Consider the following 15,587-nt stretch of genomic DNA (forward strand, 5'->3'; position numbering starts at 1 on the left):
GAGGAACAGCATGGTTAAGATTGCCTTTATTTGGGCGGAAGATGAGGCGGGCTGGATTGGCAAGGACAATGACATGCCCTGGCACCTGTCAGCCGACTTAAAGCACTTTAAACACCTCACCAGTGGTCACCCGGTCATCATGGGGAAAAACACCTACTTGTCCTTGGGGCGGCCGCTACCTAAGCGGACCAACATCGTCGTGACCCGACAAACGACGCCAATTGAAGGAGTCACCCTGGTTAACGGGGTCAACGCCCTGACCGACTTGTTAGCCAATTACGGTGAAGACGAGGAGGTCTTCATCATTGGGGGCGCCCACCTCTTTGCCAGTACCATGTCTTTAGCGACCGTCTTGTACCGAACGGTTGTTGAAGGAGACCACCACGGCGACGTAAAAATGGCGCCCATCGACTATCGCACCTGGCAAAAAGTCGCTGAGCGCCATCTTCAAGCGACCGAGTCGGACCCGGCCTGCACCTTTGAAAAGTGGGTCTTAAACGTAAAGCAAAATTGAAAAATACATCAGGATCGTGCCACCTAAAACGAAGAGGTGCCAGATCAAGTGGGTGTATTGGGTGGGAAAGCTGTACAAAACTGCGCCCAGCGTGAAGGTAATCCCACCAGCCAAAAGTAAGCCAAAGCCAACCGGCCCTAGGGCGTGGTAAAGTGGGATGATGGCAAACAAGCACATCCAGCCCATGATCACGTAAATGACCGTTGACCAGAAGCTCTTTTTGTTTAGCCACAGCGCCTTGTAAATAACGCCGCCGATGGCCATTAACCAAATGACCGTTAAAAGGCTGATCCCCAGCCACCCTCTAATCGCCACTAGGCAGTAAGGGGTGTAAGAACCCGCGATTAAAAGGTAGATCATGGAGTGGTCAAAGACTTGAAAGACGTGGCGGGCCCGGGTGAAGATCAGCGAGTGAAACAGGGTCGAGGCCAGGTAAAAGAGCACTAGAACGGTACCGTAGATAATAAAGGCCACTAACTTGAGCGGGCTGTGGGCATTAACGGCGGTAATGATTAAGGCGATCATCCCCACGATTGACAGGCCGACGCCCAGCCCATGGGTAACGGCGTTGCCAATTTCAATTAACAGATTCGGTTGTTGACGATGCATGATGGACTCCTTTGGGGCAAGGAGAAGCAGTGAAATCAAGGGTAACTTTTGTTATACTGATTTACGAAGGCAAACTCCTCGCAAGTTTGTGATATTATGATAACGTAATCTAGTTTTAAAGACTAGATTAATTATACCAAATTTTTCAGGAAGAGTGATAAATTCCATGGCAAAGATTAAAATTGTGGCGGACTCCTCCGCCGGCTTAACCGAAGCGGAAATCAAAGAGCACGACATCACGATCATCCCCTTATCCGTGATGATCGACGGGACGGTTTACGTTGAACGCGAAACGATTACCAACGACCAGTTTCCCGACATGATGGAAAAGGCCAGCTCCTTGCCAAAGACCTCCCAGCCGCCAATCGGTAAGTTCACCGAGGCCTTTGATCGACTGGGCGAAGATGGCGCTGAAGTCCTCTGTGTCTGCATGATGGAATCAATTTCCGGTACCGTTCACGCAGCGGAGCAGGCGGCTAGTTTGACTAAGACACCGGTCCGGGTGATTGATTGTCAAACCACCGACCGGGCGATGGCCTTCCAGATTTTAGAGGCCGCTAAGGTAATCGAAGCCGGCGGGACCATGGATGAGGCCGTGGCGAAGATGAAGGAAGTCTTTGACCACCACAAGCTGTACCTGGCGATTGACAACCTGGATAACCTGGTGGCCGGGGGCCGGATTTCCCGCTTTGCCGGTACAATTTCTAGCCTGTTTAACATTAAGGTGATGCTGGAAGTAGCGGGTGGTCAAATCCACATCGCCATGAAGGGCCGGGGAATTAAGGCCATCCACAAAGAATGGGACAAGATCTTAGACCAGATGGCTAATGGTCCCAAGGTGAAAGGGATCGGGATTTCCCACGTCAAGGCCGATAAGGAAGTTGCCCGCTTAAAGGGAAAATTAAACGAGTTGTTCCCGGGGATCGAGGTCACGGTGCGGGAAACGGTGCCCGTGATCGCCACCCATACCGGGTTGGGCGCTTGCTGCCTGACTTACTACACGGAATAACGGTGGGTGGTAACCAACCCATTCGACTTACTTAGCTATTAGGTCTGCGGTTATTTCCTACTTTCCAATCAAAAACCGGCCAATTACGCAACCAAGGTTGCGTAATTGGCCGGTTTGTTGATTTAAGGGGAGCTTATAGCTCTGGGTTCATAGATGGGTTGGTTAAGAAGCGGAAGCGAATGATGTCACCGTGGTCTTGTAAGAGTTGACGTAAGTTGGCGATTTCCGCTTGGCTGAGCACACTGAGGTCGGTGTTGATCAGGGCGTAACTGTAGCCGTTTTTGGCGTTGCTCGTCATTTCCTTGACCGTTAAGCCCTGGTCAGTTAAAAGTTGGACGAAATCGAGCCACAGGTTGGCCCGGTCCTTGTAAAAGAGGGTGATTCGGTGGGGGGTGTCAAAGGGGAGGTCGACGCGCGGAAAGTTGACGGAGGTCCGGACGCTACCGTTCTCTAAGAAGTTAAGCAGGTTTTGTAAGGCCATATCGGTGCTAAAGGTCAGGGCCTCTTCGGTGTTGCCACCGATGTGAGGGAGGAGGGTGACCCCCGGTTGGTTTTGCAGGTCGCTAGCTGGAAAGTCACTAACGTAGCCGGCCAGCTCGCCATTGGCCAGTGCTTCGAGGAGGTCTTGGTTATTAACGATTTCGCCGCGGCCAAAGTTCAGGAGGTAGGCGTCCGGTTTTAGCTGTTGGAGCCGTTCCCGGTTGATCAGGCCGGTGGTTTCTTCGGTCAGGGGTAGCATGACGACCACAAAGTCGGCTAATGACATGACCTCTTCAATTGTCGGTAGTTGAACGACGTGGGGGAGGTTCTTGGGACTACGGTTATAACCCAAGACTTGCATCCCGAGGTGGTAACTAGCTTCGGCAACCCGTTGGCCAATTGCCCCGAGGCCTAAAATCCCAATCGTCTTCCCGTATAATTCGCGGCCGATAAATTCCTTGCGCGTCGCCTCGGCCAGCACTTGGAGGTCAGCTCCCGGTTCGGCCGTCAGGTCTTTGACGGTTGCAATCGCCCGGTCAATTGGGCGCACGCAACGGAAGAGGGCTTGGATGATCAATTCCTTAACGGCGTTGGCGTTAGCACCGGGGGTGTTTAAGACGACGGTGCCGTTTTCGGTGCAGGCGTTGACGTTGATGGTATTGGTACCAATCCCGGCCCGGGTGATCGCCAGCAGTTGGTCGTTGATCAGGGCATCGTCAACCTGGGAGCTACGAACCAACAGGGCGTTCGGAGCGTCCGTGTCAGAAATTTGAAGTAGATCGTGGGCAAAATCGCTTAATTCAAATTTATCAATTGTTTTTACTTGGTACATAATTGCTCATTCCTTTAAGATGGATTATAAAGTAAGTATAAACCAAACCGAAAAGAGGGAATTACTAAAATGCACATCGAATTTCCAAAGTTAAAGCGAGACGAACCAACCCTGGGTGAAGGGGCCCAGGTTAACAAGACCACCTTTGGCCAGTGGGTGGAACTAGGCGACCGGACGTTAGCCGATAACTGCACGATTGGGGACTACACCTACACCGGGCAAAATTGTTACCTGCAAAACAGCGACTTGAAGCGTTTCATTAGCATTGCCGCCCAGGTGCGGATTGGGCCAACCAATCACCCTTACAACCGGGCTTCCCAACACGTCTTTGCCTACAACGGGACGACCTTTGGCTTTGACCAGCCCGACGTTGAGTTCTTGGCTAACCGCAAGCAGGTCCGGACCACGATTGGTAACGATGTTTGGATTGGGCACGGTGCCATCATTCAAGCGGGCCTAACGGTCGGCGACGGGGCGGTGATTGGCTCCGGGGCCGTGGTCACCCATGACGTGGAACCCTACACGATCGTCGGCGGGGTCTCGGCCAAGAAGATCAAGGACCGCTTCCCCGACGAGATTAAGGCGGACCTAGAAAAGATCGCTTGGTGGGATTGGTCACGGGAACAATTAGAGGCTAACTACCTCGACTTCCGTTTACCAATTGAGGAATTTGTCCAAAAACACCTTCACGCTTAATTTAAGCGGTGCCGGGAAGTGTGCTACAATGGTTAGCGACTAACCTTTGGTGGGCACGGTGATGTCTCACCGCCCCGGTAAAATAAGGGGACGACCAAAGCGGCCGTCCCTTTTTAATGGAGGAAGCGTTTTGAGCAAGAAAGTATGGCGCTGGTTGTTGTTAATTGTCGCCCTGATCGCCATTGGTGGTGGGGCAGCTTGGTACTTGCGTGGTGAACCGTCCCTCGTCGCCAACCAAGAGCAACAACGGATTTTAAAGAAGAAAATTCTCTTGGTTGCCCTAGGGGACTCGTTGACCCACGGCCAGGGGGATGAAAAAAAGCAGGGTGGTTACGTGGGGCAAATTAAGACCCGCTTGGAAGATAAGTATGGCAACCAGGTGACCACCGAAAACTTTGGTGTCACCGGGGACCGGTCCGATCAAATTAAGGCCCGGCTCGATAGCCAAAGGGAAATCCAAACCGGACTCAAGAGCGCCGACGTGATCGTGATGACCGTTGGGGGCAATGACCTGATGCAAACGTTAGAAAAGGCCGCCTTTTCGACGTCCTCGGTAACGGTGGAAAAAGACGTGAATGCGGCGGGTAAGCTTTATCAGACTAAGCTTACGGCCCTCTTTAAAGACGTCCGAAAGTATAACCCAAACGCCCAGCTTTTCGTGTTCTCGATCTATAATCCTTTTTACACCTACTTTCCGAACGTGACGGTGATTTCCAAGTCGGTTGCCAAGTGGAACCAGTTGACTAAGCGGCTGGTTGCCAAGTACCAACCAGCAACCTTTGTGGACATCAACCACACCCTTTCTTATGGTCAATACACGACCCGGGCGGCCCGCCAGCAATTGGTCAGTCAGGCGAAAAAATCCAATAACGATCAGATCACCCAAGCGGCGGTTCTTGCAATCATGAACAACAAGGACCATAACCTAAACAACTACATTTCGACGTCAGATAACTTCCACCCCAATCACCTGGGTTACACCAAGATGACCGAGAAACTCTTTGACGCGATGGTGAAAAATAACAACTTTGAGTACCAAACGAGGTAGAATATGCACAGACAACCAAGAAAACGGAACCCGTGGAAGTGGGCCTTTCTCATTTTGGCCACTTTGGTCGTGATTTTCATTGGGGTGGTGATCGATAAAACGACCGCCCCGGTCTCCGTTCCCAAAGAGATCAGTGCCACCAAACAGGCGGACACCTCGGTGGAGGTAACCTTAAACCGCAAGCAAGTTAACGCCCTGTCGGCTAACTACTTGAATAAGTTCTTAAAGGACTCCAAGGTGAAGTACCGCTTCGTCGTCGGTAAAAAGTACGCGACCGTCATTGGCCGGACTAAATTTTTGGGGGCAACGGTGCAGTTTTCTTTGAACTTCATCCCGCAAAAAACTAGTCAGGGTAACGTTTTGTTGCGCGCCAAGGGATTAGCGGTTGGACGACTAAACCTGCCGATCCGGTTTGTGATGGCCTTTTTAAAGAAGAACTATAAGCTGCCCCAGTGGGTTAGTTTAAACGTGAAAAAAGAAACGATCCTGCTGGATTTAAATAAGTACAGCCAGGATAAATCCGTGCAATATACCGCCAAAGAAATCAACATGACCAACGGCACCTTCCGCTTTTTGATTACGATTCCAACTAAATAGGAGGCCCCCATGTACCGCGAGAGTTTTTACCACTTTTTGATGACCCAACGAAACCCCAACCAACCCGATGAGGTGGAGCAGTTTGCCAATAACGCCTTTTATGACTCCGCCTTTCCCAAGCAGTCACAAGATTTTGACGAGATTTCTAAGTACTTAGAAGAAAACGCCGAGTACCTACCGTCAATGCTGATCTTTGATGACGCTTGGCGCCGCTACGAACAGAAGATGAATTAGGAGGAAAATGATGGCAACGATTCAATGGTTCCCCGGCCATATGGCCAAGGCCCTGCGCCAAATTAAAGAACAAATGCCCTTAGTCGACATCGTCTTTGAACTGGTCGACGCCCGCGTTCCGTATTCAACGCAAAACCCGGAGATTAACCGGATGGCCGGCGACAAACCCCGCCTGTTAATCATGACCAAAACCGACCTGGCCGACCCGACGACAACGGCCCACTGGATCGACTACTTTGAACAAAACGGTCAACCGGTCTTGGCGCTCGATTCCAGGGCCCACCAGGTTGCTAAACAGGTGACCGTAAAGGCCCAACAGATTCTAAAGGACCAGTTGGCCGCCGAGCGAGCAAAGGGGATGCAAAAGCGGGCGATCCGGGCGATGTGCGTCGGGGTTCCCAACGTTGGTAAGTCCACCTTGCTCAACCACTTGGTGAAAAAAAACGTTGCCGCGACCGGGAACCGGCCAGGGGTGACGACCGGCCAACAATGGCTACGTTCCTCGGCCGACTTGGAACTGTTAGACACCCCCGGGGTCTTATGGCCTAAGTTTGCCACCCAAACCCAGGCCAAGATGTTGGCCCTGTCCGGGGCGATCAAGGACTCGCTGTACCCTAAAGACGACGTGGCGATCTTTGCCCTGGATTACTTACGGGCCCACCGTACCCAAGAGCTCATGACCCGCTACCGGTTGAGCCCGGCTAGTCTTGAAGACGGTGTGACCACCCCAGACCTGTTGTTAGAAATCACCAAGAAAATGGGGATGAAAGACGATTACGACCGGGCCAGCGAGCGGCTGATTTTTGAAATGCGGCGGGGTAAATTGGGAACCTTTACCCTTGAAGACCCCACCGATTTGGAAGCGGGGGACGAAGATGAGTAAGCAATCGGTGGCCCAGGTCAGGGCATTGCTTTCGTCAATCACCGATCCCCAGGACCCCCGACTGGCAGAGTTCAAGGACGACCCGCGTAAGGGCGTTCAGGCCGCGTTAAACCAGTTCGCCAAGCGGCTGGAAAAAAGGGCCAAGGCGCGGGCCGCCTTTTTGAACCGCTTCCGCTACGAAAACCAGCTTTGGCAGGCCGGTCACCAGTACGTCGCCGGAATCGACGAGGTCGGGCGTGGCCCACTGGCTGGCCCGGTGGTGACTTGCGCCGTGGTCTTAGACAGCCAGTTTGACCTAGTTGGCGTGACCGATTCAAAGCAGTTAAGCCGCCACGAGCGCGAACAGTTGTACCTGCGGATCCTCGATGAAGCCGTTGAGGTTTCCCTAGCGGTCAGTCCGGCTCAAGAAATTGACCGGCTTAACATCTATGCGGCCACCCAGGCGGCGATGATTCGCTCGGTCAAAGCACTCCACCACCAGCCCAGCCACCTGATTGTCGATGCGGTCCCGTTAGACATTCCGGTACCCCAAACGACGTTAATCAAGGGGGATCAAAAGAGCATCTCGGTGGCAGCCGCCTCGATTGTGGCTAAGGAGTACCGGGACCACCTGATGGCAATTTACGATCGTCTGTATCCCGGCTACGGCTTTAAGGACAACATGGGTTACGGCACGGCGGCCCACCTAGCTGGCTTAGAGCAGCTGGGGGCCTGCCCGATCCACCGGCGGACCTTCCGACCGGTGCCAGATTACGTCAATTAATTTCGTCACCATTACCGATTCCTCCGTACTTAACAGTAGGGAGGAATTTTTTATGCAACCACGAGAATTTATCTTTCGCTTAAGCCTCTGTCCCGGCCTCGGTCCGTTAAGCCGGGTGCGCCTGTGGCGAGTTGCCGAGCAAAACTACTGCTTTGACAATTTGGAATTACTCACCAGCCAGTCGCAGATTACACCACGGGTCAAGGAAAGCTTGCTAAAAAACTGGGCGAGCCCCTATTTGGACCGGTTGGTTGAACAAAATTACCGGGTCCCCCAAATTACCCTGCTGGATCCCGATTACCCAGCAATCTTACGGGAAATCTACTGCCCACCCCTGGTTTTGTACTACCAGGGCAACCGGGACCTATTCAAAATGCCGGCCCTGGCGGTGGTCGGGTCTCGTCAGGCAACTAGCTACGGCTTCACCGTCTTAGAGAAACTGATTCCCAGCGTCGTTAACCACCGGATTGCCATTGTGTCGGGGCTGGCGAGGGGGATCGATTCGCGGAGTCACGAGCAGGCCCTGGCAAGCGGGGGCGCCGTGATCGGGGTGATCGGGACCGGCCTGGACCAAACTTACCCCCGATCAAACGGTGCCTTGCAGGCCCAAGTGGCCGACCAAGGCCTCTTGTTAACCGAGTACCCCCTGCAAACCCCGCCCTTGCCGAGCCACTTTCCCGCCCGCAACCGGATCATCGCCGGGCTTTGCCAAACTTGTTTGGTGGTGGAAGCAAAGCAGCAGAGTGGCAGTTTGATCACCGCTAACTTAGCCCTGCAGGAGAACCGCAATGTTTGTGCGGTCCCCGGCCCCATTACCAGCCTGACCTCGCTTGGCACCAACGAATTAATTAGTGAAGGGGCGCAACCAATCTTAAACAGCAAGGACTTGTTAGCGGAGTTTGACCCCTGGTTTGAAGCCGAAGCTTAGTTTAACTTTGCATCTTTCATTTGACAGCAGGGCGCCCGTGCATTAATAATAAATGGAATAGATTATTAAATGACAGGAGCCGATGAGTTTGGCAACTAAACAAGAAAGCACAACAAAGAAAAAAACCACCCGGCGCAAAGTTAGCCGGACCAACCAAAAGAAGCTGGTCATCGTTGAATCGCCTTCCAAGGCCAAGACGATTGGTAAGTACCTCGGACGGACTTACAAGGTCGTCGCAAGCCTCGGCCACGTCCGCGACCTCCCCAAGTCGCGGATGGGGGTCGATATTGACCACGATTACCAACCCGATTACATTTCGATCCGGGGTAAGGGGGACGTGATTAAGGAATTGCGCAAGGACGCCAAGGCGGCCAAGGCCGTCTACCTGGCTTCCGACCCGGACCGTGAAGGGGAAGCCATCGCTTGGCACGTGGCGAACCTCTTGAAGATGGACCCGACCGAAAAGAACCGGGTCACCTTCCACGAAATCACCAAGGATGCCGTTAAAGAGGCCTTTAAAGAACCTCGCACGATTAACATGGACCTAGTGGACGCTCAGCAGGCCCGCCGGGTGCTCGACCGCTTAGTGGGGTACTCGATTTCGCCAATCCTCTGGAAAAAGGTTAAAAAGGGCCTGTCGGCGGGGCGGGTGCAATCCGTCGCCTTGAACCTCATCATCCAGCGCGAAAACGAGATTCGGAATTTCGTTCCCGAAGAATACTGGACGATTGACGCCGACTTCAAAAAGGGCCGAGAAAAGTTCCAAGCGAGCTTCTACGGCCAAAACGGTAAGAAGGCCAACCTGAAGAACCAAGAAGCCGTCCAAGCGGTTCTACAACAACTCGACCGCCAGCAGGACTTTTCAATTACCAAAGTTGACCGGCGGGAACGGCGCCGGATGCCGCAACCACCGTTTACCACCTCGACAATGCAACAGGATGCCAACCGCCGTTTAAACTTCCGGACCCGTAAAACGATGATGGCCGCCCAACAACTGTACGAAGGGATTAACATCGGCCAGGGCGCCGCCGTCGGGCTAATTACCTACATGCGGACCGACTCCACCCGGATTGCTGGGGTGGCTAAGCACGAGGCTTCCACTTTCATCCACGAACACTACGGGGCGGAATACGCCGCCACCAAGCCGGTCAAGGGGAAGCTACAAGAAGGGGCCCAAGATGCCCACGAAGCAATTCGGCCGACCTCAGTTAACCGGACCCCGGCCGAGATGAAGGAGTTTTTGACCCCTGACCAATACAAACTCTACAACCTGATCTGGTCGCGCTTTGTCGCCAGTCAGATGACCCCGCAAGTGACGGACACGATGGCCGTCACCATCACCCAAAATGGGGTCGACTTCCGCGCCAACGGGTCGAAGGTTAAGTTTGATGGTTTTACTAAGGTCTACAAGGGGAGCCAGGGTAAGGATAATATCTTACCTAACCTAGAAGAGGGCGACGCCGTCAAGATGGTCGCCGACAATCCGGCCCAACATTTCACCCAGCCACCGGCTCGCTTCACCGAAGCCACCCTGGTTAAGACGCTGGAAGAAAACGGGGTTGGGCGCCCGTCCACCTACGCGCCAACCTTAGATACGATCCAACGCCGCTACTACGTCAAGCTAGAATCTCGTCACTTTGAACCAACTGAACTTGGGGAAATCGTTAACGATTTGATTGCCAAGCAGTTCCCGGACATCGTCAACGTCAAGTTTACCGCCGAGGTGGAAGACTCACTTGATAAGATCGAAGAGGGCAAGGAAAACTGGGTGCAAGTCGTTGATGGCTTCTACAAGCCGTTCTCAAAGGAAGTGGCCACGGCCGAAGAGCAGGTGGCTAAGATTGAGATGAAGGATGAACTAGCCGGGTCCAATTGCGAGATTTGTGGTGCCCCGATGGTCATTAAGATGGGGAAGTACGGTAAGTTTTACGCTTGTTCCCGCTTTCCGAACTGCCGTAACACCAAGGCGATCGTTAAAGACACCGGGGTCGAATGCCCACTTTGCCACCAGGGAACGGTGGTGGAACGTAAGTCCAAGAAGAACCGGGTCTTTTACGGTTGTTCTCGGTACCCGGACTGTGACTTCCTGTCTTGGGACCGGCCAATTGGTCGCGACTGCCCAAAGGATGGGCACTTCTTGGTTGAAAAAAAGGTCAAGGGGGGCAAGCAAGTCCTCTGTCCAAACGGGGATTACAAGGAAGAAGTTCAAAAATAATCTAATTGACGCCTGCCTAAGATGGTGGGCGTTTTTAGACGATTTTTACGAAAGGGTTTCCATTTCCGATTTTCTTGCGATATTTACTATGTTATAATTTTTTTAAAGTTTTGTCGGGAGGGGATCATTTGGTAATGGATGAAGAATTAGAAGCGTCCTTTTTAAAGGAACAGGAAAGACGACTCGCCGCATCAACCATCGCGGGGTACGGTCGCAACCTCAACTTTGTTCGCCGGTCTTACCAGGGCGAGTGGCCGGGGTGGGTCCACCTTTCGACCGCCCAAATTCGCGCCTTTTTCGTTCGCCGGCAAAAAGAGGGGGTTAGCGTGGCCACTACCCGTTATCAGGCCACGACCCTCCGCCGGTTTTACCACTACTTACTGGAGCAGGGGTTGGTGGACCAAAATCCCCTGGTCGGGATCCAATTTGACGAGGTCGGTGGTGCCAGGGGCAACCTGCCCAACTACCAATTGTTGATGGAATCGATCGAGCAAAACAGCAAGCGGGCGACCCTCTTAGAACGGGTCGCCACCTACTTGGTAATCGAGACTGGCATGCGAACGGGCGAGCTAATCGCCCTATGTTGGGGGCAGGTGGACGTAACCATGAAAATGGTCCTGATTAAAGGCGAGGACCAAACCGAGCGCTACGTTCCCTTGCCTGATGACCTGTTAGGCTTATTAAGCCAGTTAGAAGCGGCTTATGCGACGCCACCGACGGTCAGGGAACGGGTGCTGACGTTGGCGAATGGGAAACCGGTTAGCCGTTCTTGGGTTGAACGAACCGTCCGCCGGGTTAGCGGAGGCGCCACGCCCGCGAACCTACGCCATGCCTATTTGAACAAGGTCGTGTTAGAACAACGCCTGGAAGACGCCAACCGGTTGGCGGGCCATAAGACCCTAGTGGCCACGGCGGGTTACCAACAAGGGCAGGTTCAGGATTTGAAGAAGAAGTATCAACAGTATTTCTAGAGAGGAAGAGCAACGATGATTACGATCACAAACGAGCGTTTAATGGTCCAAATTGACCCCCTGGGGGCGCAGATGCACAGCATTAAGCGGCGGGGTGAGGACACTGAGTACTTGTGGCAAGGGGACGCCCAGTCCTGGTCACGCCAGGCCCCGGTCCTGTTTCCCTTCGTAGGGCGTTTGAAAGATGATCACTACGGCTTTGAAGGACGAGATTTTCACCAAACCCAGCACGGCTTTGCCCGCGGTCGGGAATTTAAACTGGTTAACCAGGCCGCTGATTTAGCGGTTTTTGAGTTAGAAAGCGATGAACAAACACGGACCGTTTACCCCTTTGAATTCCGCCTGACGATCACTTACGCTTTGGTGGAAGATCAGTTAGTGATCAGCTACCAGGTGGCTAACCCCGCAAGTGAGCAGGTATTACGCTACGCTTTGGGGGCCCACCCGGGATTCAACGTTCCGTTAACGGCGGCTGGTCAGTTTGAAACGGCGACTTTGACGGCTGACCCGGCTAAAGTTTACCCCCAAATTCCTTTGGTGGGGCCATACAGCGACCTTGGTCACCCCAAGGAACTGGACGCCCGGCGGCCAATTCAGTTAAACCACGACCTCTTTGACCATGACGCCTTAGTTTTCGCCCCTTATGGTGCCGACCTGTCCTTAACCCTAACCGAACCGGAGAGCGGCCACGGGGTTACGGTTCTCACCAGTGGCAACCCCTTCGTGGGGGTTTGGTCGCAATACCCTAACACCGGGAACTTCTTGTGCATCGAACCGTGGTGGGGCTTAGCCGATGGGGTTGATAGTGACGGTCAATTGACCCATAAGCCGGCCATGAACCAGTTAGCTCCGGGAGGCGTTGCCAACTACCAATTCAGCATCCGTCCCTTTTAAATCAGTAACTAAAAAAAGACCTTCTGCCCAGGGAAACACCTAGGAGAAGGTCTTTTCAATTGCCAGTCTACTTGCGGTTCTTGAGGTAGTGGCCCAGGCCGAAGGAAACCATCGATTCTTGGCCGTGGATGATCCGGTTGATGTTGCTACGGTGGCGGTAAATGACCACCGCCGTTAAAATACCAGCCACGGTCGCTAAGATATAGTCGTGCATCACCAGGGCGATCACGAAGATGCTGGTAATCCCAATGATTGAGGCCGCCGAAGCCATCGAGGTGATTAGCAACACCGCTACGAAGATGGCGGAGGCCAGGAGAAACATTGGCGGATTGTAGGCCAAGAGGATCCCAGCCGAGGTGGCCACGGCCTTGCCGCCGTGGAAGTGGTCGAAGATAGAAACCGTGTGACCAAGGGAAGCAAAGATCCCAATCAACAAAGGGTTGATGTTGCTGTGGAAGAGGTAGGGTTGGCTAGCCGCCAAGGTCCCCTTTAAAATGTCCATGACCAAGACCACCGTTCCCGCCTTGGGACCGAGGACCCGGTAGGTATTGGTGGTGCCAATGTTACCACTGCCTAACTGGCGGATGTCTTTATTATAGAAGTGTTGGCCGATCCAAAGCCCCGAGGGGATTGAGCCCAGTAAATAGGCAATGACGACCATCAGAATAATTTTTAGCATACAGACGCTCCTTTGAATTATAGCTCACCTATCATAGCACCTTTTACTAGGTTCGACCATAAGGGAACGGGTGTTTGATTAAAATGGGCAGGGTGTGCTACACTAATTAAGTGTAATTCAGCTGGGCGCCGGCTGGTCAATTCAAAAGATGATTTGAAATTGCGGCCGGAGTTAGCTATGATAAAAAATCGAATGCAAAAATGCAAATCCAAAATGTGAGGGGGCCCCTTTGTGGCACAAGAAGAATACAAGTACGACGCATCCTCGATCAAAATCCTGAAGGGACTGGAGGCGGTTCGCAAGCGGCCAGGGATGTACATTGGCTCGACCGATGCCCACGGGCTTCACCACCTAGTGTACGAAATCGTTGATAACGCCGTCGATGAAGCCCTGTCCGGTTTTGGTGACGAGATCAACGTGACGATTGAACCAGACAACGCCATTACGGTACAAGACCATGGGCGGGGGATGCCAGTGGGGATGCACGAAAGCGGCAAGCCCACCCCGGAAGTCATCATGACCATCCTTCACGCCGGGGGAAAATTCGGCCAAGCGGATGGCTACAAGAGCTCCGGGGGCCTGCACGGGGTTGGGGCCTCCGTAGTTAACGCCCTGTCTTCGAAGTTAACCCTAACGATCGTGCGGGACCACGTCCGCTACCAAGAGAAGTTTCGTGATGGTGGTCAACCAATCGGCACCCTAAAGGAACTGGGCAAGACCCGGGAAGGATCGGGAACCACGGTCACCTTTAAACCGGATCCCACGATCTTTTCGACCACCGTTTACGACTACCAAACCTTGGCAAGGCGCCTGCGCGAGTCCGCCTTCTTACTCAAGGGGGTTAAGATCACCCTGACCGACAAGCGGGAAGGAATGGAGCAAGAAGAGGTCTTTCAGTTTGAAAACGGGATTGAAGACTTCGTGGCCTACCTCAACGAAGATAAGGACACCCTCGGGAAGGTCTTTTCCTTTACCGGCACCCAAGACGGGGTCGAAGTCGACGTGGCCGCCCAGTACAACGATGGGTACACCGAAAACCTACTGAGCTTCGTCAACAACGTCCGTACCCCGGGTGGTGGGACCCACGAGGTCGGTTTCCGTGGTGCTTGGACCAAAACCTTTAACGATTACGCCCGCAAGGTGGGGCTTTTAAAGGAGCGCGATAAGAACCTGGAGGGGACCGACGTCCGAGAGGGGCTGACCGCCGTTGTTTCCGTCCGGATTCCGGAGCGGATCCTGCAGTTTGAGGGGCAAACCAAGGGGAAGTTAGGGACGCCAGAGGCGCGCAAGATTGTTGATACGATCGTGTCCGAACAGTTAGGCTACGCCCTGATGGAAAACAGTGACCTCGCCCAGTCACTAATTAAAAAAGCCTTACGGGCCCGGCAAGCCCGGGAAGCAGCCCGTAAGGCCCGCAACCAGTCCCGGTCTGGCAAGCGTAAGGGACGCAAGGAGCGTAACTTGTCCGGCAAGTTAACCCCCGCCCAATCTAAAAACAGCGCCAAAAACGAGCTGTTCTTAGTCGAAGGGGATTCGGCCGGTGGGAGTGCCAAGCAGGGGCGGGACCGCAAGTTCCAAGCCATCCTACCACTGCGCGGGAAGGTCTTAAACACCGAAAAGGCCAAGCTCGATGACGTGATGAAAAACGAGGAGCTTAACACGATCATTTACACGGTCGGGGCCGGGGTTGGAACCGAATTTAAGGTTGAAGACGCTAATTACGACAAGATCATCATTATGACCGATGCCGACGACGACGGCGCCCACATCCAAATCCTCTTATTGACCTTCTTTTACAAGTACATGCGGCCAATGATTGAAGCAGGGCGGGTCTACATTGCCATGCCACCTCTGTACCGCCTACAAAAAGGGCGCGGTAAAAACACCAAGATCACCTACGCTTGGACCAATGATGAACTGACTAAGTTGACCAAAAAGGGCAGCAAGGGGACGTCTTTGCAGCGCTTTAAGGGGCTGGGGGAAATGAACGCCGACCAATTATGGGAGACGACGATGAACCCGGAAACCAGGACCCTGATTCGGGTGCGGATTGAAGACGCCGAATTAGCCGAAAAGCGAATTACCACTCTAATGGGTAACAAGGTTGAACCGCGGCGGGAGTGGATCGATCAAAATGTCCACTTCACCATTAGCGACGACCAAGAAGCGGATGCCTTAGTGGAAGCTAAGGGCCAAGTGAGCCCCACGGTGACGACTTGGAACGAGTAAAGAAAG

General features: G+C 53.3%; 16 protein-coding genes. 13 read left to right on the plus strand and 3 right to left on the minus strand.

Going from position 1 to position 15,587, the window contains the following annotated elements:
* Nucleotides 1-10: 10 nt before the first annotated feature.
* Nucleotides 11-514 carry a dihydrofolate reductase gene (locus tag FG166_RS04820; RefSeq protein ID WP_003683166.1) on the plus strand — a complete coding sequence of 168 codons (504 nt, stop codon included), beginning with the start codon at nucleotides 11-13 and terminating at the stop codon, nucleotides 512-514.
* Here the strand turns inward: FG166_RS04820 and trhA are convergent.
* Entirely contained in the window at nucleotides 494-1,123 is a 630-nt protein-coding gene (gene trhA, locus FG166_RS04825; RefSeq protein ID WP_003684928.1) for a PAQR family membrane homeostasis protein TrhA, read from the minus strand. The genes FG166_RS04820 and trhA overlap by 21 nt on opposite strands.
* Before the next feature lie 166 nt (nucleotides 1,124-1,289).
* On the opposite strand from trhA, the gene FG166_RS04830 reads away from it, so the two are divergent.
* Nucleotides 1,290-2,132, plus strand: a complete 843-nt coding sequence (locus FG166_RS04830) for a DegV family protein (protein WP_003683163.1) — start codon at nucleotides 1,290-1,292, stop codon at nucleotides 2,130-2,132.
* A 133-nt stretch (nucleotides 2,133-2,265) separates the two neighbouring features.
* Here FG166_RS04830 and FG166_RS04835 read toward each other — a convergent pair whose 3' ends face one another.
* Nucleotides 2,266-3,444 (minus strand): NAD(P)-dependent oxidoreductase, encoded by a 1,179-nt coding sequence (locus FG166_RS04835; protein WP_003683161.1) that lies wholly within the window; start codon nucleotides 3,442-3,444, stop codon nucleotides 2,266-2,268.
* A 69-nt stretch (nucleotides 3,445-3,513) separates the two neighbouring features.
* Between FG166_RS04835 and FG166_RS04840 the strand changes: the two genes are divergently transcribed.
* The 10 genes from FG166_RS04840 to FG166_RS04885 all read left to right on the plus strand — a co-directional run bounded on the left by FG166_RS04840 (nucleotide 3,514) and on the right by FG166_RS04885 (nucleotide 12,673).
* The gene (locus FG166_RS04840; protein ID WP_003683159.1) at nucleotides 3,514-4,140 is read left to right on the plus strand and encodes a DapH/DapD/GlmU-related protein; all 627 of its coding nucleotides are present in this window, start codon (nucleotides 3,514-3,516) and stop codon (nucleotides 4,138-4,140) included.
* 130 nt (nucleotides 4,141-4,270) lie between these two features.
* Nucleotides 4,271-5,188, plus strand: coding sequence for an SGNH/GDSL hydrolase family protein (locus FG166_RS04845; RefSeq protein ID WP_003683158.1), 918 nt, complete (start codon nucleotides 4,271-4,273; stop codon nucleotides 5,186-5,188).
* A 3-nt stretch (nucleotides 5,189-5,191) separates the two neighbouring features.
* Complete coding sequence (locus FG166_RS04850) at nucleotides 5,192-5,785, plus strand: YpmS family protein (protein WP_003683157.1); 594 nt, start codon at nucleotides 5,192-5,194, stop codon at nucleotides 5,783-5,785.
* 9 nt (nucleotides 5,786-5,794) lie between these two features.
* Complete coding sequence (locus tag FG166_RS04855) at nucleotides 5,795-6,019, plus strand: YozE family protein (protein WP_003683156.1); 225 nt, start codon at nucleotides 5,795-5,797, stop codon at nucleotides 6,017-6,019.
* Between the two features lie 10 nt (nucleotides 6,020-6,029).
* Complete coding sequence (gene ylqF / locus FG166_RS04860; protein ID WP_003684924.1) at nucleotides 6,030-6,902, plus strand: ribosome biogenesis GTPase YlqF; 873 nt, start codon at nucleotides 6,030-6,032, stop codon at nucleotides 6,900-6,902.
* Complete coding sequence (locus FG166_RS04865) at nucleotides 6,895-7,665, plus strand: ribonuclease HII (protein WP_003683151.1); 771 nt, start codon at nucleotides 6,895-6,897, stop codon at nucleotides 7,663-7,665. The genes ylqF and FG166_RS04865 overlap by 8 nt, the downstream gene beginning before the upstream one ends.
* A 52-nt stretch (nucleotides 7,666-7,717) precedes the next feature.
* Complete coding sequence (gene dprA, locus FG166_RS04870; RefSeq protein WP_003683149.1) at nucleotides 7,718-8,593, plus strand: DNA-processing protein DprA; 876 nt, start codon at nucleotides 7,718-7,720, stop codon at nucleotides 8,591-8,593.
* Nucleotides 8,594-8,675: 82 nt separating this feature from the next.
* Nucleotides 8,676-10,808, plus strand: coding sequence for a type I DNA topoisomerase (topA, locus tag FG166_RS04875; protein WP_003683147.1), 2,133 nt, complete (start codon nucleotides 8,676-8,678; stop codon nucleotides 10,806-10,808).
* A 134-nt stretch (nucleotides 10,809-10,942) separates the two neighbouring features.
* Nucleotides 10,943-11,779 carry a site-specific integrase gene (locus FG166_RS04880; protein ID WP_234446810.1) on the plus strand — a complete coding sequence of 279 codons (837 nt, stop codon included), beginning with the start codon at nucleotides 10,943-10,945 and terminating at the stop codon, nucleotides 11,777-11,779.
* A gap of 15 nt (nucleotides 11,780-11,794) precedes the next feature.
* Complete coding sequence (locus FG166_RS04885) at nucleotides 11,795-12,673, plus strand: aldose 1-epimerase family protein (protein ID WP_003683143.1); 879 nt, start codon at nucleotides 11,795-11,797, stop codon at nucleotides 12,671-12,673.
* Nucleotides 12,674-12,740: 67 nt separating this feature from the next.
* On the opposite strand, the gene plsY is transcribed toward FG166_RS04885, so the two are convergent.
* Nucleotides 12,741-13,352, minus strand: coding sequence for a glycerol-3-phosphate 1-O-acyltransferase PlsY (plsY, locus tag FG166_RS04890; RefSeq protein WP_003683142.1), 612 nt, complete (start codon nucleotides 13,350-13,352; stop codon nucleotides 12,741-12,743).
* Nucleotides 13,353-13,583: 231 nt separating this feature from the next.
* Between plsY and parE the strand changes: the two genes are divergently transcribed.
* Nucleotides 13,584-15,581 carry a DNA topoisomerase IV subunit B gene (gene parE, locus FG166_RS04895; RefSeq protein ID WP_003683141.1) on the plus strand — a complete coding sequence of 666 codons (1,998 nt, stop codon included), beginning with the start codon at nucleotides 13,584-13,586 and terminating at the stop codon, nucleotides 15,579-15,581.
* Nucleotides 15,582-15,587 lie beyond the last annotated feature (6 nt).

Source organism: Limosilactobacillus fermentum (genome assembly GCF_013394085.1).
In the GTDB taxonomy this organism is placed as follows: Bacteria; Bacillota; Bacilli; order Lactobacillales; family Lactobacillaceae; genus Limosilactobacillus; species Limosilactobacillus fermentum.

Bases quoted from the DNA above. Each gene is read 5' to 3' on its own strand.
- FG166_RS04855 (WP_003683156.1), top strand. From the start codon at position 5,795: ATGTACCGCGAGAGTTTTTACCACTTTTTGATGACCCAACGAAACCCC.
- FG166_RS04850 (WP_003683157.1), top strand. From the start codon at position 5,192: ATGCACAGACAACCAAGAAAACGGAACCCGTGGAAGTGGGCCTTTCTC.
- FG166_RS04880 (WP_234446810.1), top strand. From the start codon at position 10,943: ATGGATGAAGAATTAGAAGCGTCCTTTTTAAAGGAACAGGAAAGACGA.
- topA (WP_003683147.1), top strand. From the start codon at position 8,676: ATGAGTTTGGCAACTAAACAAGAAAGCACAACAAAGAAAAAAACCACC.
- dprA (WP_003683149.1), top strand. From the start codon at position 7,718: ATGCAACCACGAGAATTTATCTTTCGCTTAAGCCTCTGTCCCGGCCTC.
- FG166_RS04820 (WP_003683166.1), top strand. From the start codon at position 11: ATGGTTAAGATTGCCTTTATTTGGGCGGAAGATGAGGCGGGCTGGATT.
- FG166_RS04865 (WP_003683151.1), top strand. From the start codon at position 6,895: ATGAGTAAGCAATCGGTGGCCCAGGTCAGGGCATTGCTTTCGTCAATC.
- FG166_RS04830 (WP_003683163.1), top strand. From the start codon at position 1,290: ATGGCAAAGATTAAAATTGTGGCGGACTCCTCCGCCGGCTTAACCGAA.
- FG166_RS04840 (WP_003683159.1), top strand. From the start codon at position 3,514: ATGCACATCGAATTTCCAAAGTTAAAGCGAGACGAACCAACCCTGGGT.
- trhA (WP_003684928.1), bottom strand. From the start codon at position 1,123: ATGCATCGTCAACAACCGAATCTGTTAATTGAAATTGGCAACGCCGTT.
- FG166_RS04835 (WP_003683161.1), bottom strand. From the start codon at position 3,444: ATGTACCAAGTAAAAACAATTGATAAATTTGAATTAAGCGATTTTGCC.
- FG166_RS04885 (WP_003683143.1), top strand. From the start codon at position 11,795: ATGATTACGATCACAAACGAGCGTTTAATGGTCCAAATTGACCCCCTG.
- plsY (WP_003683142.1), bottom strand. From the start codon at position 13,352: ATGCTAAAAATTATTCTGATGGTCGTCATTGCCTATTTACTGGGCTCA.
- ylqF (WP_003684924.1), top strand. From the start codon at position 6,030: ATGGCAACGATTCAATGGTTCCCCGGCCATATGGCCAAGGCCCTGCGC.